This is a genomic window from Kitasatospora sp. NPDC096128, assembly GCF_040303105.1.
In the GTDB taxonomy this organism is placed as follows: domain Bacteria; phylum Actinomycetota; class Actinomycetes; order Streptomycetales; family Streptomycetaceae; genus Kitasatospora.
In genome coordinates, this window is record NZ_JBEOSP010000024.1 from 75216 (window position 1) to 97074 (window position 21859).

Here is a 21859-nt window from a genome sequence, read left to right on the forward strand (position 1 = left end):
GGGCTCGCATGGCTGCTGTTGTACGGAGCGAGGACGAGGCGTCGTTGCGAGGTCTGATCGAGCGAAGTTCCGAGTTGAAGGGCGAACTCGTCTCCTTCGGGCAGGGCTCGCGCTTCGATCGGTGGTTGACCCCCCTCCTCCTGGATGCCGCAGGCCCTGAGCGGCAGTTGGACGAGGGGAAGGCGATCCGGATCATCGACGCCTTCATCCTGCGGCACCGCCTGCCGGACGGTTCGACCGTGGTGGACCGGTTCGTCGCCGGGCGACGGGACTTGAGCGAGGTCGACCGGGCGATGCTGCTCGGCTGGCGTGACCCGGTCGAGGGCATCTTCGAGATCCGTCGTAAGGACGGGGACGCCGTCGTCCTGCTGAACCTGATCGACGACCTCGAGTACCGCACGTACTCGAACGTCGGGCGGGCGGCTTTCCACGGAGTGTCCAAGGGCGGCTTCCTGCACACCTGCCTGGTGCCCGTCCACCCGGCCGCCGGGGCATGGCTGATTTCTGGAATGATGTCGTCCTACCCGAGGTCCAGCGCCACCGAGATCGCCCGGGCCGCGCTCCAACTGGCCACCAGCCAACCCGAACTGGTCTTCCGAAACCCCGAGAAGATCGAGCAGGGATGGCACTCGATGCGGCAGGATCGGGCCGAGTTCATCGAGTTCTGCGGCAGCGACGAACTGATCCTTCCCCCTGCCGAAGTCGAGGACCGGCTCAACGCCTACTACCGGCACCGGCAAGAGGTCGCCGTCGCCGGGCATCCCGACCGAGCCCGGGGCAGGCGGCTCCCCGGCCTGGCCTTCCCGGCCTTCGAACTACCGCGAGGACTCGCGGAATCGGACACAGTCGGTGTCATCTACGACGAAGTCGACGGGCTCAACTTCTACCCCGACTACGGGATGTTGCGCGACCTCTTCGCCGACCCGGCCCTCGCCGGCCGCAGGCAGCACCAGGACGTGCTGCGCGCATACCTGCGCGAGGAGTCGATCGCGCCGCTGCCGATCCGCCGGTTGGCCGCCGCCCACCCGGAGACGGCAGACACGGTCTTCCGGAAGCTGCTGCGCAAGCCCGGATTCACCTGGGCCGATCACGGCGAGGAGCTGTTGCGCCGTCGCAAGCCCCGGTACTACGAGAACGAGCCGCGTCCCGGCGTCTCGGTGATCGGCGAACGCCTCAGCGAACTGATTGCCGGCGGCCAGCGGCGGAGGTTCACCAGAGCGCGGCCCGCGCCGTCTACGCCTGGTCGCCGGTAAGAGCGATTTCCGGCACTTCAGAGAGCTACTTGCATAAGATGCAAGCCAGCCTTCATTTTATGCAAACTCCGGCTTCGCGCTTCGGAGTTTCGAGTGCGACCGCCAGCCGCGAGGCGGATCGGCTGGTCGAGGCGGAGCTGATCACCGCGCGACGGCACGGAAACCTCCGCCTCCTGCGGGCCAACACCGCCGGGCGTCTGTCTGGCGCGCTGACCGAGCTGTTCGCCCTCACCTGCGGTCCGACCGCCGTGCTCGGCGATTTGTTGCTGCCACTGGTCGGTGTGGAGGAAGCCCACATCTACGGCTCATGGGCGGCCCGCTACTCAGGTGAACGCGGCGGGGTGCCCAACGACGTCGATGTTCTTGTGGTGGGCAACCCCGATGAGGACGAGTTGAGGTGGAGGCAAGGCTCGATGCGAGGCTGTCCACGGCACCGGTGAACTTGGCGCTCACCGAATTGAACGGCTCGACTTTGCCGTTGGAGGTCTTGAAGCGTCCGTTCGGGCCGCCGACGACGACGAAGTGCCCCGGTTCCGAGCCGTTGCGGAGAAAGAGGACGAGATGCTCCTCCTTCTTGAAGATCGGATCATCCGAGATCTCCGTGTTCGTACCGGCGCCCCCACCGGTCTGGTACACGACCACGGTCGGGGCTGTCAGCTTGCCCGCGGTGTCGGTCACCTGGTGCTCGGGGTCGTAGAGGACGCGGTTGACCGTGACGACCGAGTCCGTGAGGAGCACCGACTTACCCTGCGCCGGCCCGCCTTCTCGGTGGATGTGTGACATGTCCTTGGCGGTCACTTCGACGATGAGCGAGCTGTGGGTCTTCAACTCGGCCACCGTGTCGTAGTGTTCCGCATAGCTTGCTTCGACGTGGGACTGGCCTGCGCAGCCCGGTACCGTGAACACGGTCGCAGCCAGGAGGATCCCGAGCACGGGTTTGATCTTCATCGTCGAATCACCCCTCAGTACAAGGCGTTGATGCCATTGGTGTCATCGGCCGACGGCGTGTTGACGTTCCGTCCGGGTGCGTCCGGGTGCATCACGGCATTGTGGTCGGAGACGTGGTCGATCCCCATTGCGTGCCCGAGCTCGTGCACCGCAATTCCCTTGATCGTCCAGGCGTTGTAGTTCTGGGTGTAGTGCGTGTTCAGTTTCACCTGGCCGTCGGTGAAGTCGGCGACCGCGTCGCGGAAACCTTGCGCGGCGGCCCCGGACGGCGCGGGCGCCCACGGCGGCTCGGACGCCGATCAGTGCCCACCGCACCGCGAAGTGACCTGGAACAGTCCCGCGGCTCGCGGCAACCTTTGCGGTGCCTGTGACCACAAGGAAGTGGATCCGGCCGGTTCCGGTGACGGATCCGCCCGTCCTCGCTGCACAGTTCACAAGGAGAACGTCCTCCCATGGGAAACCCCACGAACGGCCGGCGCCGCGGGCGTCACCGCCGCCGCCTGAGCGCCACAGCTCTGCTGCTCGCCCTACCCCTCGGTGTCGGGTCGTACTTCGTGTTCGTACACGGGGATTCCCAGGCCGCGACGGTCGACGACAGTGCCTACTACCGGCTGGTGTCCGTGCGCAGCGGCCAGGTGTTGGACGTCAACGCCTTCTCCACCGCCGACGGGACCCGCATCCAGCAGTGGACCGATCAGAACACCGCCAACCAGCAGTGGCGGCTGAAGCCGACCGGGGACGGCTACTACGAGCTGGTGAACCGCAACAGCGGCAAGGTGCTGGGCATCGCGGGCGACTCGGCGGACCAGGGCGCCGTCGCCGAGCAGCAGACGGACCGGGCCGCGGCCTCCCAGCAGTGGCGGATCGGCGATGTGAGCGGGGCCGACGCGGTCACCTTCACCTCCCGCAGGAGCGGTCGGGTCCTGGACGTGACGGGCAACTCCACGGACCGGGGCACGCAGGTCATCCAGTGGACGGGCTGGGGCGGGGCCAACCAGCAGTGGAAGCTGGTGAAGGTCCCTGGCACGGCGGTGCCCGGGGCCGCGAGCGGCGGCGCGCAGGGCTCCGGCTCGTACGCGTGGAGGAACGCCCCGGTGGCGGGCGGCGGTTACGTCACGGGCCTGGTCTTCAACCAGAAGGAGAAGGGCCTGCTGTACGCGCGCACCGACATGGGTGGCGCGTACCGCTGGGACACCGGTGCCGAGCAGTGGATTCCGCTCACCGACTGGATCGGCCAGAAGGACTGGAACCTGCTGGGCATCGAGTCGCTGGCCACCGACCCGGTCGACCCGGACCGGCTCTACCTCGCGGCCGGCACCTACACCAACGACTGGGCCGGCAACGGTGCGATCCTGCGCTCCACCGACCGCGGCCGCACCTTCCAGCGCACCGACCTGCCGTTCAAGCTGGGTGGCAACGAGGACGGCCGCGGGGCGGGCGAGCGCCTGGTGATCGACCCCGCGAACCACGACACCCTGCTGCTGGGCACCCGCAAGAACGGCCTGTGGCGCAGCACCGACCACGGCCAGAGCTGGAACCAGGTCTCCTCGTTCCCGGTCAAGGACGGGGCGAGCTTCGGCACCGGCATCTCCTTCGTGACCTATGGCCCGGCCGGCAGCAACACGGTCTACGTCGGCGTCGCCGACAAGTCCACCAACCTGTACCGCTCCACCGACGGCGGCAACTCCTGGCAGGCCGTCTCCGGGCAGCCCACCGGCCAGATGCCGCAGCACGGCGTGCTCTCCGGTGACGGCTCGCTGTACCTGACGTACACCAACGCCCCGGGGCCCAACGGCGTGACGGCGGGTTCGGTGTGGAAGTACAACACCTCCGGCGGCGGGTGGAAGAACGTTTCGCCGTCCCAGGGCGGCTACGGGTTCGCCGGTCTGGCCGTCGACCCGCAGAAGCCGTCCACGGTGATGGTCACCACGCTGGACCGCTGGTGGCCGCAGGACGAGATCTACCGCAGCACCGACGGCGGTGCGACCTGGAAGGCCCAGTCCGACAAGTCGGTGCGGGACCCCTCCATCGCCCCGTACCTCGGCACCGGCATCGGGCACTGGATGACCGCGCTGAGCATCGACCCGTTCGACTCGGGGCACGTGATGTACGGCACCGGCAACGGCATCTGGGCCACCAAGGACGCCAACGCGACCGACAACGGCGGCACCAGCCACTGGACCATCGGGGCCCGCGGGCTGGAGGAGACCGCGCTGTACGACGCGGTCTCCCCGTCCGGCGCCGCCAGACTCATCACCGCGATGGGCGACCAGGGCGGCTTCGTGTACGACGACCTGACGAAGGAGCCGACCGGGCGCCTGGTCAACCCGACGATCTACAACAGCACCTCCGTCGACTACGCCCAGTCCAACCCCTCGCTGGTGGTCCGGGTCGGCCGGGGCGGCGAGCAGAACGGCGCCCTGTCCACCGACGGCGGCCACACCTGGCACGGTTTCAAGGGCGAGCCGGTGCACGGCGCGGACAGCGGCCACATCGCCATCGCGGCGGACGCCTCCAGCCTCGTGTGGGCCGAGGCGGGCCAGGCCCCGTACCGCTCCACCGACCGTGGCGCGAGCTGGTCGAAGGTCGACGGCCTGGGCAAGGACGCCCTGGTGATCGCCGACCGGTCTTCGGCCAGTACCTTCTACTCGCTGAACAACGGCACGCTCTACGCCAGCACCGACGGCGGCGCGAGCTTCGGCGCCCGCGCCACCAACCTGCCCGCCGGCAAGCTCACGGCCGTCCCCGGTGTCGCGGGCGACCTGTGGCTCGCCAGTGCCCAGGGCGTGCTGCACTCCACCGACGGCGGGCGCAGCTTCGGCAAGCTCTCCTCGGCGCAGTCCGGCACCGCGGTCGGCTTCGGCAAGGCCGCACCGGGCACCTCGTACCAGGCGCTGTACCTGATCGGCACGGTCAAGGACGTCGCCGGCGTCTTCCGCTCCACCGACGAAGGCGCCAGCTGGGTGCGGATCAACGACGACGCCCACCAGTGGGGCGGCTTCGCGGGGCAGGGCATCATCACCGGTGACCCCGACGTCTACGGTCGGGTCTACATCGGCACCAACGGACGCGGTCTGCAGTACGGCGACCCCTCCTGACCCCGACGCCCGAGCGGGGCCCCGGGCACCACAGCCTGCGGCCCCGCTCGGGCGTCTTGGCCGGTCGGACCGTGACGGGTGGACGAGGCTAGAGCGAGTGACCGGCGTGCCGAGCCATACGACGGGTCCCCGGCCCCCGGCCCTCGCCGTCCCGACGTCACCATGCCCGGTCTGAGCTGCTGTTGCCGACGCGTCAGACAGCGGAAAAATCTCCTGGAAACCACCTGCAACCTCTACGGGGGATGGACGTCTATAGGTTCGAAGGCGTGGGGAACGGACCCGCAAGGCGGGGAAGCGACAGGGGCCGGCCACCTTCGTCAGATGCCGTACGCCATACCCAGGGGGATTCCGTCATGCGCAGGTACCTTTCGTCCCGTTTCATGCAGAACGTGGCCGTCGTCAGCGCCGCTCTCGCGGTCGCGGGAGGCACCGCCGGTTCGGCCGCCCCCGCCGGCCCGGCCGCACCGGGACTCGCACCTCTCGCCGCGTCCGCACCCACTTCCGGCTCGGGCACCGCGCAGGGCGTCGTCGCAGGTCTGATCGCCGCGGTCGGCGGGGTCAGCGCGCTGGTCGTCGTCCGGGCCCGCCGTCGGCGCCGTGCGTAGTCTGCGACGGTCACGGGGTTTTCAGAGGGGGATCGATGTCCGCAACGGCTGCCGGCGTCCTGCCGGTCGCACCACTGTGCGCCGGTCGGTCGGCCGGCCGAGCCACCGGCCGAGGCGTCAGGCTGCTGGCGTTGCTGTTCGGAACGCAGGCCGAGACGGCCGCTCCGCGCCGCACGCGGCTCCAGCTGTTGCGCGGAGGCGCCGGCCGGGCCGAGGACGGGCCGCGCCCGACCGTGACCGACCTCTACCACGCCCACCGCCTCGGACTCGTGCGCCTTGCCGTTCTGCTGGTCGACGACCTGCAGAACGCCGAGGACGTGGTGCAGGAGTCGTTCACCTCGCTGTACCAGCGTCACGGCGAGAACCTGGACGACCTGGACAACGCACTCGCGTACCTGCGCACCACCGTTGTCAACAACGCCCGATCGGTGCTCCGGCGTCGGCAGACCGTACGCGCCTACGTGCCTCCGCACGAGCCGGACGCGGCCTCCGCAGAGGACCACGCCATCCACAACGACGAGCACCGACGTGTACTGGCGGCACTACAGAAGCTGACCTCACGCCAACGCGAAGTACTGGTCCTGCGCTACTGGTCGGACCTGAGCGAGGCCCAGATCGCAGAGGCCCTCAACCTCTCTCGGGGCGCCGTGAAGTCGACCGCCAGCCGGGCACTGGACGCCCTGGAGAAGAAGCTGGAGCAGGCGCGATGAGCCGACCCCGCAACCCCTGGGACTCCGGGGACGATGACCCGACATCCGCCGCGCACCGGACGGAGCTTCTGCTCCGGTCCGCACTGGCGGCCCGCGCCAACGCGGTCGGTGCGCACCACCTGCGCCCGGCCGCCCCTCCCGCCGGGAGGGTGCGGCGGACCCGGCACCTCTACACCACCGTTCTGCCGCTGATCGGCCTCGCGGCGGGTGTCGTAGGGTACTTCGCCCTCGATCACACGATGCTCACCGGGGACCGTACCGGCCAGCCGGCCGTCACGGCTGCAAGTTCGCCCACGCCGAGTGCGACTGTGCCCACCCCGGCCCCCTCGGCGACCACGTCGGCCTCCCCGACCGGGACCCCGGGCACGACCCCTTCGGCGACCACACCGGCGCCCCCCACCGGGACACACAGCACGACGCCCTCGGCGCCCGCGTCATCTTCGCCCGCCACGGACGCACCCCCTACGAGTTCCCCTGCCGGGGCGAACGCTGCTTCCGGCCAGTACATCGCTGCGACCTGGCTGACGGCGTCGGAGCTACCGCTGAACTCGGTCTTCCACTGGCAGAGCGCTGCCGGCACACCGAGGAACACCACTGATGCCTTCCAATGGCTATGGGTCTGCGGTACCGGTACGGGCAGCCCGACCACGGAACTGCAGACCACTTCGATCTCCGTGCTGAACTTCAGCGCCACGGGCAGCGGGGCGAGCACCGTCCGGGCAGCCCAGCTGATGTTCTACTTCAAGACCTCTGACGCGGCGGACAAGGCACTGAACCGGATTCGGCAGGACTACGCGGGGTGCGCGGCGGACATGATGGCGCTCGGCCCGACCGACATAACGACGGGGACAAAGATCAACTGGCAGATCACCCGCACGGCGAACAGCACTGCCGGTTTCGCCTACCGCAGTGTGGCCCGCGAAGCGGGGAACAAGCCGGCCGACATGCCCAACTTGCCGTCCGATTCGCAGGAGTGGTTCGCCCGGTCCGGAAACGTCATCACGATGGTGAGCCTCTCCGGCCCCGACGCGGAGGTCGATCCCACCGGTGACGCCGCTCAGACGCTTGAGACCATGACGACCCGGCTCGGCAACTTCCCCCGGTGAGGGATGGAGACGCCTGCCTCCGAGCCCATACGTCGGATCGGCCGCGAGGCCGCTCCTCGCCGGCGCGGACGGGAGTTCCGCCACATCGTCGTCCACCGCCGGCCTCAGCCGACCCGTAGCCGAGTTCCGGCCGAGCCGGGTCGACGGAGTCAAGTCCTTCCTGCGTGCGCAGGACCCCACCGCTGCCCCGCCTATGTGTTCCTGAGGGCCTGGAGGGGGTCGGTGCGGGCGGCGCGCAGGGCCGGGTAGAGGCCGGCCAGGAGGCCGACGACGGTTCCGATGAGCGGGGCGGGCAGGGTGGTGGCGGGCTGGAGGACGGCGGTCCAGTCGCGGGCGGCGGCGACGGAGACCACGGTGGCCGTGCCGAGGCCGGTGCCGATCAGGCCGCCGAGGGTGCCGAGGGCGGTGGACTCGGTGAGGAACTGGGCGGCGATGTGGCCGGTGCGGGCGCCCAGGGAGCGGCGCAGGCCGATCTCCTGGGTGCGTTCCAGGACGGCGACCAGCGTGGTGTTGGCGATCCCGACCGCGCCGACCAGCAGGCAGATCCCGGCCAGCGCCAGGAACAGTCCGGTGAGGTCGGAGGTGACGGTGTCCTGGAGGCTGTGCGGGTCCGGCGGGGGGACGACGGTGAACGCCTCCGGGGCGTCCGGCCGCAGGGCGAGGGGGAGTTGGGCCGCGACCACGGGGGCCGCGCCGATCCGGGTGGCGACCAGTGCCTGGGCGGCGCGGTCGGGTTGCGGGGCCGGGTTGCCGAAGTGTTCGAGTGCGGTACTGGCGGGGATCAGCAGGCTGAGCAGGGCGCCGGGCTGGCGCTGGACGTCGGTGTAGATGCCGATGACGGTGTAGGGGATGCGGTCGATGAAGACGGCGGGCTGGGCGTCCAGGCGGCTGACCCCGAGGCGTTTGGCGGCGGCCTCGCTGAGCAGGACCACCGGCTGCGCGGTCCTCTGCGCGAACTCGTCGAGGGTGACCCCGGCGGTCAGGGTGGGTTCCATGGCGGCGACCGCGCCCGGGGTGGCGGCGAGGACGGACAGCCCGGTGCCCTCGTCGGGGCCGTCCGGGCGGCGGGAGAGCGTCGGGGTGGCGGGAACCGGCCACCAGACGCCGCCGGCCCGGACGCCGTCGATCGCGGTGATCCGGTGGTCGGCGTCGGCGGGGAAGTCGCTGGGCGGGTTGGCGCCGGGGGCGGTGCCGTCGGTGCGGGGCTGGTCGGTGACGGTGACGGTGGTGGCCTTGGTGAGGCTGAACCGTTCGCCGATCTGGCCGGTGGCGGTTGCGGTGAGGCCGAGGACGGCGACGAACGCGCCGATGCCGAGCACCGTGCCGAGCATGGTGAGCACCGAGCGGCCGGGGCGCTGGAGGATGCCGGACAGGGCCTCGGAGAGCAGGTCGCGGGGGCTGAGGTGGGAGGGCGGCTCGGGGAGCACGGCTCCGCCGTGTCGTCGGATGCGGATCACCGGACGGGTGCTCCCGCCTCGCTGAGCACGCCGTCGTGGATGCTCACCCGGCGTTGGGCGCGGGCGGCCACGGCAGGGTCGTGGGTGATGACGACCAGGGTGTAGCCCTGCTCGTGCAGTGCGTCGAACTGGGTGAGCACCGCTTCGGCGTTGGCCGAGTCCAGGTTGCCGGTCGGTTCGTCGCACAGCAGCAGGCTCGGCCGGTTGACCAGGGCGCGGGCGATCGCCACCCGCTGGCGTTCGCCGCCGGACATGGTGGCGGGTAGGGCGTCGGTGCGGTGGCCGAGGCCGACCAGGCGCAGGGCCGTCAGGGCGGCGGTGCGGCGGGTGCGGCGCGGGGTGCGGTTGTAGACCTGGGCGAGGGCGACGTTCTCCTCGGCGGTGCGGTGCGGGAGCAGGTGGAAGGACTGGAAGACGAAGCCGATGCGGTGTCCGCGCAGGGTGGAGCGGTCCTTGTCGCGCAGGCCGGCGGTGTCGATGCCGTCCAGTTCGTAGCGGCCGGTGGTGGGGGTGTCGAGCAGGCCGAGCAGGTGCAGCAGGGTGGACTTGCCGGAGCCGGAGGGGCCGGTGACGGCCAGGTACTCGCCGCGGCGGACGGTCAGGTCGGTGGGGTGCAGGGCGGTGACGGGCGGGCGGCCGGGGTGGGTGCGGCCGACGCCGTGCAGGGCGATGACGGGTTTGTCCCCGGCCTCGGTGACGGGTTCGGTCACTTGCCGACCACCACCTGGTCGCCGGCCTTGAGGTTCGCGCCCTGAGCGGGGGTGACGGCCACGAGGCCGTCCGCGGTGACGCCGGTGGTCACCGGGACGGTGGTGCGGTTGCCGGCCGCGTCCACCGTGGTGACGGAGGTCCGGCCGGCCGCGTCGGTGGAGATCGCGGCGATCGGCACGGCGGTGACGGGGGCGCCGGCCTTGGCTTTGAGGACGGTGAGCCGGACGTTCTTGCCGTTCATCGCGGCGGGCAGCGGGGTGTTCGGGATGATCGCGACGGGGATGTAACTCTGGCCGCCGGGTTGGCTGTTGGGGGCCCCGGGGGCCGGGCCCGCCGTGCCGGGCTGGGTGGGCCCGGCGGCGGGGGCTCCCCCGCCGCCGAGGGTGATGACCCTGCCGGCCGGGGGAGCGCCGGTCGGGGCGCCGACCTCGGTGACGGTGCCGGGGACGGTGGTGTCGGTGTCCTCGGCGAGCAGTTCGACGGCCATGCCCGGGTGCACGCCCGCGGCCTGGGCCGGGGTGAGCTGGCCGGTGGCGGTCAGGGCGCCGCTGGTGAGCGACAACAGGGTGCCGGAGACGGGCGAGCCGACCGTGCCGTTGACGGCGGTGACGGTGGCGGGGAGGGCGGGCAGGAACAGCACGTGGGCGGCCGGGACCATCGGGCCGTTGACGGCCCTGGCCTTGCCGAGGGCGGCCTGGTCGGTGGCCAACTGCCTCCTGGCGTTGGCGAGTTGCTGGTCCAGATCGCCGGTGGGGGGCGGCTGGTCCGGCGGCGGGGTCTGGGCCGCAGTGGTCGCCGCCGGCGGCTGGGCGGGGCCGGCCTTCTTCTGCGCGGTGAGGGTGTCCACCGTCTGCCGGTCGGTGTCGACGGCTTTCTGGGCGGTGTCCACGGCCTGCTGGGTGGTGGTGCCGGTGGTCGGCACCGGGTAGCCGAGCCCGCGGTAGAAGGCCGACACCGCGGCGGCCGTACCCGGCCCGTACGTGCCCTGGTCGTCCTCGTCGATGCCGTGTCCCAGTGCGGCCAGTGCGGCCTGGAGTTCGGCCACGTCGGGGCCGGTGCTGCCGGGCTTGAGGTCGCGGTAGGCCGGGACCGGCCCGGGTAAGGCGAACAGCGGCTGTCCGGACACCTCGGCGAGCAGCTTCCCGGCCGTCGCGGCGTCCCCCTGCTTCACGGCCAGCTTGGAGACGAACAGGGCGGTCACCTCGGTGGAGGCGGCGGCCGGGACGACGTTGTACTGGGCGGGCGGGTACACCACGGCGCGGGCGGCTGTCGAAGGGGTCAGCACCTGGCTGACCACGGGCGCGGTGAGCAGGGTGTTCGGCGGTGGCGCGGTCCGCGCGGCCCGTTCCGCCGGGGACTTCACCAGCGTCGCCGCCCCGACCCCGCCCACTGCCACCAGCGCGGCCGCCAGCGCCACCCCCAGCAGCACCCGCCGCCGCCGCGCCACCCGCGACCGGGCCGGCGGGGACGACGGAAGAGGCCGGGCTATGCCGTCGTCAGCGCTCATCGGCGTCGTGGCCAAGGGTGCCTCCTCCTTGATGGTGCCCTGGGAAGAGCATGACCCATCGGATGTCGTTGAGAGGTACGGGGGTTGGGAACGATCGGCCGACAGCGAGCCCGAGGAGGATCACCGTGCTCGGTCGCACACCGCCGACCCTGCGGCAGCCGTCAGCGGCTCCCTGCCCGATTCAACGCTGCAGCCAGCTCAGCAGGGTCGTCGCAATGAACACCGCGCCCGACGCCAGACAGACCGCGCGCGGGGTCAGCCACCCCGGGCCTGCCAGGGGCCGGGACTGCGGGACCGGAGCCAGCAGGGCGTCCGCGAAGGCCTGGGCGGTCGGCGGTCGGTCCGCCGGCTCGACGGACATCGCGGCCCGTAGCACCAGGGCGACGTTCGGTGGGAGCTCCGCTCCGGCCGGGAGCGTCGGCAGCGTCGAGGCGCTCGGCAGGCCGGTCATCAGGGCTGTGGCGCGTCCGCCCGGGCCGAACGGCTTCTGCCCGGTCAGCAGCTCGTAGGCCACGACGGCCAGCGCGTACACGTCGGCCCTCCCGTCGAACCCGCCGGTCTGGAAGGCCTGTTCCGGTGCCATGTACGCGGGCGTGCCCGTGGTCACCGTCAGTCCGGACGCGTCGGCCAGTTGCTTCGCGCTGCCCAGGTCCGCCACCAGCACCGCGGCGGGCGCAGGGCCGGTGGCGAGCAGCAGGTTGGACGGCTTGACGTCGCGGTGCACCACGCCCGCCTCGTGCAGGACCTGGACCGCGTAGCCCGCCTCCGCGGCCAGCCGCAGCGCCTCCTGCGGGTCGCACCGCCCGACCCGGTCCGCCAGGGTGCCGCCGCGTACGTAGTCCATGACGAAGTAGGGCCGGTCCTCCTGCACCCCGACGTCGTGCACCCGGACCACCCGCGGGCTGGCGATCCGGCGCAGCAGCCTCGCCTCCACCAGGAACCGCTCGCGCACATCGGCGTTGGCGGCCCAGTTCTCGGCCAGCACCTTCACCGCGACCTCGGTGTCGAGCTCCGGATCGTAGGCCTTCCAGACCGTCGCGAAGGAGCCGGCTCCGAGGCGCTCCAGGAGGAGATAACGGCCGAGCTTGCGCATGTGGCAGCATTCTGCCGGAGTCGGGGGAAGTGCAAAACTCCCGTTCGGCGGGTGGGAGGCCGGGCGGGACGAACGGGGGGATCCGGGTGTTCGAGGACGGCGAGCTGGAGCGGCTCGTGACGGCCGCTCAGGCGGGCGACCCGGGGGCGGTGGAATACCTGCTGGCCAGGCTGCGGCCGGTGGTGCTGCGCCGCTGCTCGCGCTTCCTGCCCCACCACGCCGACGCGGAGGAGGCCGCGCAGGACGCGCTGCTGTCCATCAGCACGCACCTGGGCGACTACGGCGGCCGCGGCTCCTTCCTGGGCTGGGTGACGGTGATCGCCTCGAACGCCGCCCGGTCCACCTACCGCTCGATGCGCCGGCGCGCCGAGGACAGCCACGCCGACCTCCCCGAGTCCGTCGACCCGCGCACCACCAGCGTCATCGCCGGGACCCGGCTCGACCTGATGGAGGCGCTGGCCGCGCTGGAGCAGCAGCGCCCCACCCTGGTGGAGGCCTTTGTGCTGCGCGACCTGGGCGACCTGACCTACGTCCAGGTGGCCGAGCAGCTGGACGCCCCGTTGGGCACGGTCAAGGACCGCATCCACCAGGCCCGCCGCTTCCTGCGCGAGCGCCTGGGCACCGGTCTGTGAGCGGCGGTCCCGCGGCGGGCGGCGGCCACGCCGTCGTCCGGCTCCGGACCGCCGTCGCCGCCCTGGTGGCGGCCGCCGCGTTGGGGCTGGCGACCGGCCGGTTCGTCCTGCCATCGAGCCCCGGCGGGTCCGTCCCGACGCCCGCAACCTCGGCGACCGGCTCCGTCTCCCCGACCGGCTCCGTCTCCGCGACCGGCTCCGCCTCCCCGACCGGTGCGACCGGGCCCGTGACGACCAGGAACCTCCTGGAACCGGCGGCGTTCAGCCCGGAGATCGGCAGCGGGCAGATCCACGTCACCGACCGGTACGGCGACGGGGGTTACGCCAACCCGGCCTGCTCAAGCGAGAAGACCCTCAGTCAGACCCTGGGCGTGCGCGGTGCCCACTTCCGCGGACTGATGACCAGCCCCCGCACCAGCCCGGACGACCCCACAGTGGCCGGCGACAGCGGCGGCGGGGTCGCCCGCGAGGTCGCCGGCGAGGCCCAGAGCCCCTACCTGGCACAGAACTTCAGCGAACGCCTGCTGCTGGAAGCGGCGACCTGCCAGGAGGAAGTGCCAGGGCACTGGGTCTACGGAAGGACCACGACGCTGCGGCTCGCCCCGGACGTCACCGCGAGCTGGATGGGTGCCTACGAGGGATCCCTCAACACCACCGGCAGTGCGCCCGAGGGCAAGGAGCCCTGCGGCGGCATCGCCGTGCTGCGCAGCGGCAACCACTACGGAGTGCTGGAGGTCTACGCCTGCCTGGGCACGGCCGCGATGGACCGGGTCGTCAGGACCGCTCTGTCACAGCTGTGAAACAGCCGGTCCGGGCTCCAACTTTCCCTCCTCGGGCGGCATCTCCCCGGTTGTACGAGGACGCAGCAGGCGTCCCGACCAGCAGGGGGACCAGATGACCGAGAACCAGACCGTCCAGCAGAAGTCCGTTCGCCGCACCCGGCTCGCCGCCGCGGTTTGCTTCGCCGCTTCACTGATCACGGTCAGCGTCGTCGGCACCCAGTCGGCCAGCGCCGACGGGGCCGCGCACAGCGCCGCGCACCGCACCGCGGTCGCCGCCCACCCGGCCGCGGTCGCCGCGCCCGGACTCGGCTCCGCCGACCTCGTCCAGAGCGAGGACTTCCAGCAGGGCCTGAACCCGGTCGGCGCGACCGTTGCGCTGACCGGACGGCAGGGGCTGTCCGCGTGTTCCGGCGAGGAGACGATGCGCGACCTGACCAAGGACCAGGCCACCGCGTACGCGTCCGTGACCTGGACCCTCGACACCGAGGGCCGACTGCTCGAGTCGGCCGCGAGCGCCCCCACCGAGACCGCGGCCGCCACCTGGGAGAAGCAGCTCGTCGCGCTCGTTCAGGACTGCCAGGACGAGCCCGCCGGCCACTGGCGCTACGGCGCGGCCCACACCCTGACCGGCACCGGCGGCACCGCCCACTGGTACCTGGCCTACAACGGCGACGGCGCCGTCAGCGGCGGCGGGGTCGCGGTCCTGCGCAGCGGCACCAGGGTCGCCATCGTCGAGCTCACCGGCCGGCGCACCGACGCCCCGGCCTACGTCGAAGGCATCGCCACCGCAGCACTGAACCGCCTCTCCTCCTGAACGGCGGCCCGGCTCCGCCCGCGCCGCCCGGGCCGCCGGCTCCGCCCGCGCCGCCGGGCGGAGCCGGCCGTGGAGGCCTGCCGGAACGACCGCCAGGAGAGGTGGTCATGCTCCACGCGGCGTGGAACCCGAGGCCCTCGGTCCGCCGCCGGATCTGCTGCCCCTCGCTCCACCGGTGGAGGGGGAGGGTCACGGTGCTCATCGCCTGCCCCGACCCTACGGGGCGGGCCCGGGGTGGCCGGGCGGGAGGCGCTAGTGTGTCCGCCGCAGCTTCATCTGATCATGTGTTGAATAACGGGGGTTCTTTCGTCATGTCTGCATCCAGGAGACTGCTCGTCGCCGCTCTGGTCGCCACCGCCGGGTTGGGCCTCGCCGCCTGTGGTCCGGACGACCCGTCGACCCAGGGCGCCGGCAGTGCTGTCACCACCGCGACCACGGCGCCGGCCACCGGCGGCGGAGCCCCGACCACCGCGGCGCCGGCCACCGGCACCGGCAAGCCCGCCCCGACGGGCAAGCCCACCGACGGCGGCCCGGAGGGGTTCTGCACCCACGAGCCGCTGCCCGCCGGGCAGAAGTGGGTCAACGTGGAGAAGGGCACCAGCCCGACGGCGCTGGTCTACAAGGAGACCAAGGACGCCTGCGGCGTCAACGACGTCGCCCTGGAGCCGGTGGGCGCCGACAAGACCGCGACCTTCGCCCCCGGCGCCAAGGGCCACCTCAAGTCGGTCGTGGCCGCGCCGAAGGACGTCGCCGTCGCCGAGCTGGTGAAGCACATCAACGAGTGCATCGCCACCCCCGGCAACCAGAAGGGCTTCTACCCCTGCTCCAGCGGCACCTACAAGGTCGCCCTGGACGCCTCCGGCAAGGTCGTCGAGATGTGGGAGCGCCCCAGCTCCTGACCCAGCTCCTGACCCAGCACCGCCCGCGGCGCCGGGCCGTCCAATCCACGGTGGGCGGTCCGGCGCCGTCGGCGTATCCGGGCGTCCCGGCGGCAGCTCCCGCGTCCCGGCCTTACCCGACCCTTAGGGGAGAAGCGCCCCGGCGTCATACCGCAGCAGCAGAAGGCCCCGTCGAGCCTCGTCATTCCAGCTCATGGCCCTTGTGGCGCAGGGCCGTTACGTTGAGGGCGTGTCCACTGCTGTCATCAAGACCGAGGGCCTCACCAAGAGGTTCCCCCGGGTCACCGCGCTCGACCAGCTGACCGTCGAGGTGCAGCCCGGGGTCGTCGGGCTGGTCGGGGCCAACGGGGCAGGCAAGTCCACCCTGATCAAGATCCTGCTCGGGCTCGCCCCGGCGACGTCCGGCCGCGGCGAGGTGCTCGGCCTGGACATCGCCACCCAGGGGTCGGAGATCCGTGAGCGGGTCGGCTACATGCCCGAGCACGACTGCCTGCCGCCGGACGTCTCGGCGACGGAGTTCGTGGTGCACATGGCGCGGATGGCGGGGCTGCCCGCGACCGCCGCGCGGGAGCGCACCGCGGACACGCTGCGGCACGTGGGCCTGTACGAGGAGCGGTACCGTCCGATGGGCGGCTACTCGACGGGCATGAAGCAGCGGGTGAAGCTCGCCCAGGCGCTGGTGCACGACCCGAAGCTGGTGCTGCTGGACGAGCCGACCAACGGCCTGGACCCGGCCGGCCGGGACGAGATGCTCGGGCTGATCCGCCGGGTGCACAGCGACTTCGGCATCTCGGTGCTGGTCACCACCCACCTGCTGGGCGAGCTGGAGCGGACCTGCGACCACCTGGTGGTGATCGACGGCGGCAAGCTGCTGCGCTCCTCCTCCACCGCATCCTTCACCGAGGCGACCGCCGTCCTCGCCGTCGAGGTCACCGATCTCCCGCAGGACTCCGCCGCCGAACCCGGCGCCACGGTCCGGGAGCGGCTCGCCGCCACCGGGCTGGAGGTCCGGGCCGAGGGCTCGCACCTGCTGCTGGTCCGGCTGGACGGCGAGTCCACCTACGACACCATCCGCGACACGGTCGCCGAACTCGGCCTCGGCCTGGTCCGGTTGGAGCAGCGCCGGCACCGGGTCGCGGAACTCTTCACCGACCACGACGACCACGACGACCACGACGACACCGACGCCCTGGCGCACCGAGCGCATCACGGCGACGACCGGACCACCAGGGGAGGGACGGACGATGCCGCAGCCTCCTGACACCAGGCCCGCCGACACCGGTGTCATCCACGACATCGGCTACCGCGGCTACACCGGCCCGCGCCTCGGCCGTGCCTACGCCACCCGCTCGCTCTTCACCCAGAGCCTGCGTGCCGCCTACGGCCTGGGCCGCTCCGGCAAGTCCAAGGTGCTGCCGATGCTGCTGCTGGGCGTGGTCACCGTCCCGGCGGTGATCTTCGTCGCGGGCGCGGTCTACCTCAAGCGGGACGAACTCCCGGTCGAGTACGCCGGCTACCTCTCCAGCCTCGGCCTGGTGGTGTCGATCTTCCTCGCCGCCCAGGCGCCGGTGCTGCTCTCCCGGGACCTCCGGTACCACACCGTCCCGCTGTACTTCTCCCGACCGATCACCCGTGCCGACTACGTCCGGGCCAAGTTCGGCGCCATGGCCTGCGCCCAGTTCCTGCTGATGGCAGCCCCGTTGGTGGTGCTGTACGCGGGCGCGCTGCTCGCCGGGATGGACTTCGGGCACAACACCGGCCAGTTCCTCTACGGCTTGGTGGCGGCCGTGCTCTACGCCCTGGTGCCGACCTCGGTGGCCCTGGTGATCGCCGCGAGCACCCCACGCCGGGGCTTCGGGGTGGCCGCCGTCATGGGCTACCTGGTGGTGAGTTCGACCCTCGCCGCGGTCGTGGTCGGCATCAGCAACCCCGGCCCGGGCGGCTCGGACGCGGCCCAGTGGACGTCGCTGATCTCGCCGAACGGCCTGGTGGAGGCGCTGGTCAACGAGGTGTTCGACCTCGGGTCCGGGATCGACCGCCGGCACGCCCCGGGGGCGCTCGGCACGCTGGTGTTCGCACTCGTCGGCGTCGCGATGGTGGCCGGCTCGTACCGCCTCCTGCTGCGTCGCTACGAGAAGGTCTGAGAGGGCGGCATGGCCACCATCACCATCGACAAGGTCTCCCGCTGGTTCGGGAACGTGGTCGCGGTCAACGACATCTCGATGTCGATCGGCCCCGGCATCACCGGCCTGCTCGGGCCCAACGGCGCGGGCAAGTCCACCCTCATCCACATGATGAGCGGCTTCCTGGCCCCCTCCAGCGGCGCGGTCACCCTGGACGGAGCGGCGATCTGGCGCAACCAGCAGGTGTACCGGCAGATCGGGCTGGTCCCCGAGCGGGAGTCGATGTACGACTACCTGACCGGCTGGGAGTTCGTCCTCGCCAACGCCGAACTGCACGGCCTGCCCCAGCCCGGCGCCGCCGCCCGGCGCGCCCTGGACCTGGTCGAGATGGCGTACGCCAAGGACCGCCGCACCGGGACGTACTCCAAGGGCATGAAGCAGCGGGTCAAGATGGCCTCGGCGCTGGTCCACGACCCGGCGGTGCTGCTGCTGGACGAGCCCTTCAACGGCATGGACCCACGCCAGCGGCTCCAGCTGATGGAGCTGCTGCGCCGCTTCGGCGCGGACGGCCGGACGGTTCTCTTCTCCTCGCACATCCTGGAGGAGGTCGAGCAACTCGCCCGGCACATCGAGGTGGTGGTGGCCGGACGGCACGCCGCCTCGGGCGACTTCCGGCGGATCCGGCGGCTGATGACGGACCGCCCGCACCGCTACCTGGTCCGCTCCAGCGACGACCGCCGACTGGCCGCCGCGCTGATCGCCGACAGCTCGACCACCGGCATCGAGGTGGACGAGCGGGAGCGGGCGCTGCGGATCGAGGCGGTGAACTTCCAGGGCTTCACCACCCTGCTGCCCCGGGTCGCCCGGGATGCGGGCATCCGGCTGTACACCGTCTCCCCGGCGGACGAGTCGCTGGAGAGCGTCTTCTCCTACCTGGTCTCGGCATGACCCCCGGCTCCACCCGCGCCACCCACCGGACCCAGGAAGGGGTCGACCGACCATGAATCCGACCGTCGCCAGGCTGACCCTGCGCGGCCTGCTCGGCCGCCGCCGCGGCGCGCTGCTGCTGGTGGCCCCGGCCCTGCTGCTGATCGTCGCGGCGATCGCCGCCGGGTCGAGCGGCGACGCGCACAGCCTGACCGTCAAGATCCTCGGCCAGCTGGACCTCGGCACCCTGGCGCCGATCCTCGGCCTGGTGATCGGCACCGGGGTGATCGCCACCGAGATCGACGACGGCTCGATCGTCTACCTGCTCGCCAAGCCGCTGCCGCGCCGGCAGATCATCACCACCAAGCTGACCGTGGCGATCGGCACCACCTGGCTGTTCGCCGCCGTCCCGACGCTGTTCGCCGGACTGCTGCTGTACGGCACCAGGGACGGCGTGGCGCTCGGCTACACCGTCGCGGTGCTGGTCGCCGGGGCCGCGTACAGCGCGCTGTTCCTGCTGCTCGGCGTGGTCACCCGGCACGCGGTGGTGGCGGGGCTGGCGTACGCGCTGATCTGGGAGTCGCTGATCGGCAACTTCGTCGAGGGCGCCCGGACGCTGAGCATCCAGCAGTGGGGCCGGGCGGTCGCCGAGGCGGTGGCCGGGGACACCGCGATCGGCGCCGACATCTCCTTCGGGGCGGCCGTCCCGCTGCTGCTGGTGGTCACCGTCGGGGCGACCGTCCTGGCCTCGGTGAAGCTGGCCGGGCTGACCCTGGCCGCCGAGGAGTAGCGACAACCACTAGAACCCAAGTACCGGAGTCCGGGCCCTGTCCGCGTACGGCGGTCGTCCTACAGCGTCCGGTTCCGCCCGGCGCCGAGGCCGGCCGCGCCGACCACCAGGACCAGCACCAGCATCAGCATCAGGGTGGCGTCCCAGCCACCGGTGAGCTGGTGCAGTACACCGGCGCCGACCGGGCCGGCCGCGGCGACCAGGTAGCCGATCGCCTGGGACATGCCGCCCAGCTGGGCGGCGCCGGCCGCGGTGCCGGTGCGCAGCACGATGAACGCCAGGCCGAGGCCCAGCGAACCGCCCTGGGCCAGGCCGAGGATGGTTGCCGACACCCAGGCGCCGGAGACCGGGGCGACCAGCAGCAGGGCGATTCCGACCCCGTTCAGGGCGGCCATGGTGACGGCGAGGGTGCGCTGGCTCGTCATCCGGCCGGCCATCAGCGGCACCAGGAAGGCACCGGCCACCTGCACCAGGTTGGAGTAGGCGAAGACCAGGCTGGCCTGGCCGCGGTCCATGCCGTGGTCGGCCAGGATGGTCGGCATCCAGGCGACCAGGGTGTAGACCAGCAGCGACGAGATGCCCATGAACAGGCTGATCTGCCAGGCCAGCGGGGACTTCCAGATGCCCTCGATCGGCTTGGCGGGCTGGGCGGGCTGGGCAGCCTTTCCGGGCTGGACGGGCTGGACGGGCTGGACGGGCTGGACGGGCTGGACGGGCTGGACGGGCCGGGCGGGGGCGGCCACCGCGGCCTTCGCCTGCCGGGAGCGCAGCACCTGCGGCAGCCAGGCCACCGCGGCGATCAGCGCGAGCAGCGACCAGGCGCCGAGCGAGGCCCGCCAGCCGCCGCCGAGCGCGTGCTCCAGCGGGACGGAGGTGCCGGCCGCGAGGGTCGCGCCGACCAGCATGGTGGTCGAGTAGACGCCGGTCATGGTGGCCGCGCGGTCCGGGAACTCCCGCTTGACCAGGCCCGGCATCGACACGTTCAGCACCGCGATGGCCACGCCGATCACCACGCAGCCCGCGTACAGCGCGAACACCGAGGGCAGCACCCGCAGCAGCACGCCGGCGCCGAGCACCAGCACCGCGCCGAGCACCACCCGCTCGGTGCCGAACCGGCGGGTCAGCCGGGGGGTGAGCGGGGCGCCGACGCCCTGGAACAGCACCGGGATGGTGGTGATCAGCCCGCCCGCGGTGGTGGACAGCCCGAAGGTGTGCTGGATCTCCTTGACCATCGGGGAGATCGCGGCCAGACAGGCGCGCATGTTCAGCGCGACCAGCAGGATGCCGATCAGCAGCAGCGCGGGGTGGGCCAGCCGGCTGCGGACGGGGAGCGGGGCGGGAGTGGTGACAACCGGCTGCGGGGCACGGGTGACGGCCATGGGTGTGCTGTTCTTTCCGGGGCTCGGGGGTGGCGCGGGCACGGCGGGAGGAGGCCTCCACCGGCCGCGGGCAGGAAGGGAGTTGAGCAGGCAGCGGGCTGCGTGCGGAAGTGGGGCCTGCGCCGTCCTACTTCCGGGCCGCGATGGCGGCGAGGAGCTGCTCGACGGCCGCGGTGGGCTCGGCGAGCAGCGCCCGACACGCCGTTTCGGCGCGGTCCGGGTCGCCGCTCTCGATCGCGTCCACCAGCGCCTCGTGGGTGGCCACGACCGCCTCGGGCATCTCGTGGTCGCCGAAGGCGGAGGTCATCGCCTCGCGCACGGAGGCGCCGAAGTAGTGGTACACCTCGGCCAGGGCCGGGTTGTGCGCGGCCTCGACGACGGCGGTGTGGAACTCCAGGTCGTGCTCGACGGTGGCCTCGCGGCTCGCCCGCTCGGGGTGGGTCGCGAAGACCTCGGCCTCCCGGGCCAGCGCGGCCCGCATCCGCCGGACGTCCTCGGGGGTGTGCCGCAGCGCGGCCAGCCTGGCGGCCTCGGTCTCCAGCGCGGCGCGGACCTCCAGGACGTCCCGGATGCCCGAGCGCTGGACGCCGCGCAGCACCGCCGCCGGGTCGCTGGTGGACCGGACGAAGGTGCCCTCGCCCTGCCGGGAGACCAGCATCCCGGCGTGCACGAGCACCCGGATCGCCTCCCGCACGGTGTTCCGCCCGACCTGCAGCTGCTCGGCCAGCTCGTGCTCGGTGGGGATCTGCGACCCCACCGGCCACGCGCCGCCGGCCAGCTGCTCGCGCAGCCGGTCGATCGCGGTGTCCACCAGGGAACGCCGCCCGGCCGCCTGCAGGCCGTTTCCGTCGCCGCTCATGCCGGGCCTCCCTTCGCACACCGCTCATCGGTCATGGGTCATCCTACAACCGCTTGCCCGGTCATCCTACAACTGGGAGTGAACCGCCCCTGAACAGTCCTGAACCGCCCCACCGGGACACCCGCGTACCGGGGGAGCACGGTGGGGCCGGGGTGCTCAGCGGGCC

22 protein-coding genes are annotated in these 21859 nt (G+C 72.1%); 13 read left to right on the forward strand and 9 right to left on the reverse strand.

Annotation, left to right across the window (positions count from 1 at the left end):
- The first annotated feature begins 8 nt into the window (after positions 1-8).
- Positions 9-1253 carry a hypothetical protein gene (locus tag ABTY61_RS25480; RefSeq protein WP_350507378.1) on the forward strand — a complete coding sequence of 415 codons (1245 nt, stop codon included), beginning with the start codon at positions 9-11 and terminating at the stop codon, positions 1251-1253.
- A gap of 228 nt (positions 1254-1481) precedes the next feature.
- Here ABTY61_RS25480 and ABTY61_RS25485 read toward each other — a convergent pair whose 3' ends face one another.
- Both ABTY61_RS25485 and ABTY61_RS25490 read right to left on the reverse strand, forming a co-directional pair.
- Positions 1482-2201, reverse strand: coding sequence for a hypothetical protein (locus ABTY61_RS25485; protein ID WP_350507379.1), 720 nt, complete (start codon positions 2199-2201; stop codon positions 1482-1484).
- Between the two features lie 14 nt (positions 2202-2215).
- A complete protein-coding gene (locus ABTY61_RS25490; RefSeq protein WP_350507380.1) occupies positions 2216-2410 on the reverse strand; it encodes a matrixin family metalloprotease in 195 nt (64 codons plus the stop codon).
- 243 nt (positions 2411-2653) lie between these two features.
- On the opposite strand from ABTY61_RS25490, the gene ABTY61_RS25495 reads away from it, so the two are divergent.
- The 3 genes from ABTY61_RS25495 (at position 2654) to ABTY61_RS25505 (ending at position 6614) form a co-directional block, all read left to right on the forward strand.
- The gene (locus ABTY61_RS25495; protein ID WP_350507381.1) at positions 2654-5299 is read left to right on the forward strand and encodes an RICIN domain-containing protein; all 2646 of its coding nucleotides are present in this window, start codon (positions 2654-2656) and stop codon (positions 5297-5299) included.
- Between the two features lie 353 nt (positions 5300-5652).
- A complete protein-coding gene (locus ABTY61_RS25500) occupies positions 5653-5904 on the forward strand; it encodes a hypothetical protein (RefSeq protein ID WP_350507382.1) in 252 nt (83 codons plus the stop codon).
- Between the two features lie 131 nt (positions 5905-6035).
- A complete protein-coding gene (locus ABTY61_RS25505; RefSeq protein ID WP_350507383.1) occupies positions 6036-6614 on the forward strand; it encodes an RNA polymerase sigma factor in 579 nt (192 codons plus the stop codon).
- Positions 6615-6846: 232 nt separating this feature from the next.
- Here the strand turns inward: ABTY61_RS25505 and ABTY61_RS25510 are convergent, their stop codons facing one another.
- Positions 6847-7308, reverse strand: a complete 462-nt coding sequence (locus tag ABTY61_RS25510; protein ID WP_350507384.1) for a hypothetical protein — start codon at positions 7306-7308, stop codon at positions 6847-6849.
- Here ABTY61_RS25510 and ABTY61_RS25515 point away from each other — a divergent pair.
- Positions 7289-7720, forward strand: a complete 432-nt coding sequence (locus ABTY61_RS25515) for a hypothetical protein (RefSeq protein WP_350507385.1) — start codon at positions 7289-7291, stop codon at positions 7718-7720. The genes ABTY61_RS25510 and ABTY61_RS25515 overlap by 20 nt on opposite strands.
- A 191-nt stretch (positions 7721-7911) precedes the next feature.
- On the opposite strand, the gene ABTY61_RS25520 is transcribed toward ABTY61_RS25515, so the two are convergent.
- The 4 genes from ABTY61_RS25520 to ABTY61_RS25535 all read right to left on the reverse strand — a co-directional run bounded on the left by ABTY61_RS25520 (position 7912) and on the right by ABTY61_RS25535 (position 12488).
- Positions 7912-9177, reverse strand: coding sequence for an ABC transporter permease (locus tag ABTY61_RS25520; RefSeq protein WP_350507386.1), 1266 nt, complete (start codon positions 9175-9177; stop codon positions 7912-7914).
- Positions 9174-9887 (reverse strand): ABC transporter ATP-binding protein, encoded by a 714-nt coding sequence (locus ABTY61_RS25525; protein WP_350507387.1) that lies wholly within the window; start codon positions 9885-9887, stop codon positions 9174-9176. Before ABTY61_RS25525 ends, ABTY61_RS25520 begins: the two co-directional genes overlap by 4 nt.
- Positions 9884-11410 (reverse strand): peptidoglycan-binding protein, encoded by a 1527-nt coding sequence (locus ABTY61_RS25530; RefSeq protein WP_350507388.1) that lies wholly within the window; start codon positions 11408-11410, stop codon positions 9884-9886. The genes ABTY61_RS25525 and ABTY61_RS25530 overlap by 4 nt, the downstream gene beginning before the upstream one ends.
- Positions 11411-11576: 166 nt before the next feature.
- Positions 11577-12488 (reverse strand): serine/threonine-protein kinase, encoded by a 912-nt coding sequence (locus ABTY61_RS25535; protein WP_350507389.1) that lies wholly within the window; start codon positions 12486-12488, stop codon positions 11577-11579.
- 86 nt (positions 12489-12574) lie between these two features.
- Here ABTY61_RS25535 and ABTY61_RS25540 point away from each other — a divergent pair, with 86 nt between their 5' ends.
- The 8 genes from ABTY61_RS25540 (at position 12575) to ABTY61_RS25580 (ending at position 19455) form a co-directional block, all read left to right on the forward strand.
- Positions 12575-13120 (forward strand): RNA polymerase sigma factor, encoded by a 546-nt coding sequence (locus tag ABTY61_RS25540; protein WP_350507390.1) that lies wholly within the window; start codon positions 12575-12577, stop codon positions 13118-13120.
- Positions 13117-13920, forward strand: a complete 804-nt coding sequence (locus tag ABTY61_RS25545) for a hypothetical protein (RefSeq protein ID WP_350507391.1) — start codon at positions 13117-13119, stop codon at positions 13918-13920. The genes ABTY61_RS25540 and ABTY61_RS25545 overlap by 4 nt, the downstream gene beginning before the upstream one ends.
- Positions 13921-14014: 94 nt before the next feature.
- The gene (locus ABTY61_RS25550) at positions 14015-14716 is read left to right on the forward strand and encodes a hypothetical protein (protein ID WP_350507392.1); all 702 of its coding nucleotides are present in this window, start codon (positions 14015-14017) and stop codon (positions 14714-14716) included.
- A 311-nt stretch (positions 14717-15027) separates the two neighbouring features.
- On the forward strand, positions 15028-15615 hold the full coding sequence (locus ABTY61_RS25560) for a hypothetical protein (protein ID WP_350507393.1): 588 nt from the start codon (positions 15028-15030) through the stop codon (positions 15613-15615).
- Between the two features lie 229 nt (positions 15616-15844).
- Entirely contained in the window at positions 15845-16876 is a 1032-nt protein-coding gene (locus ABTY61_RS25565; protein ID WP_502895434.1) for an ABC transporter ATP-binding protein, read from the forward strand.
- The gene (locus ABTY61_RS25570) at positions 16860-17759 is read left to right on the forward strand and encodes an ABC transporter permease (protein WP_350507395.1); all 900 of its coding nucleotides are present in this window, start codon (positions 16860-16862) and stop codon (positions 17757-17759) included. Before ABTY61_RS25565 ends, ABTY61_RS25570 begins: the two co-directional genes overlap by 17 nt.
- A gap of 9 nt (positions 17760-17768) precedes the next feature.
- Positions 17769-18686, forward strand: coding sequence for an ABC transporter ATP-binding protein (locus ABTY61_RS25575; protein WP_350507396.1), 918 nt, complete (start codon positions 17769-17771; stop codon positions 18684-18686).
- A gap of 52 nt (positions 18687-18738) precedes the next feature.
- Positions 18739-19455 carry an ABC transporter permease gene (locus tag ABTY61_RS25580; RefSeq protein ID WP_350507397.1) on the forward strand — a complete coding sequence of 239 codons (717 nt, stop codon included), beginning with the start codon at positions 18739-18741 and terminating at the stop codon, positions 19453-19455.
- Positions 19456-19514: 59 nt separating this feature from the next.
- On the opposite strand, the gene ABTY61_RS25585 is transcribed toward ABTY61_RS25580, so the two are convergent.
- Positions 19515-20834 (reverse strand): CynX/NimT family MFS transporter, encoded by a 1320-nt coding sequence (locus ABTY61_RS25585; protein ID WP_350507398.1) that lies wholly within the window; start codon positions 20832-20834, stop codon positions 19515-19517.
- 127 nt (positions 20835-20961) lie between these two features.
- A complete protein-coding gene (locus ABTY61_RS25590; protein WP_350507399.1) occupies positions 20962-21693 on the reverse strand; it encodes a FadR/GntR family transcriptional regulator in 732 nt (243 codons plus the stop codon).
- Between the last annotated feature and the right edge of the window lie 166 nt (positions 21694-21859).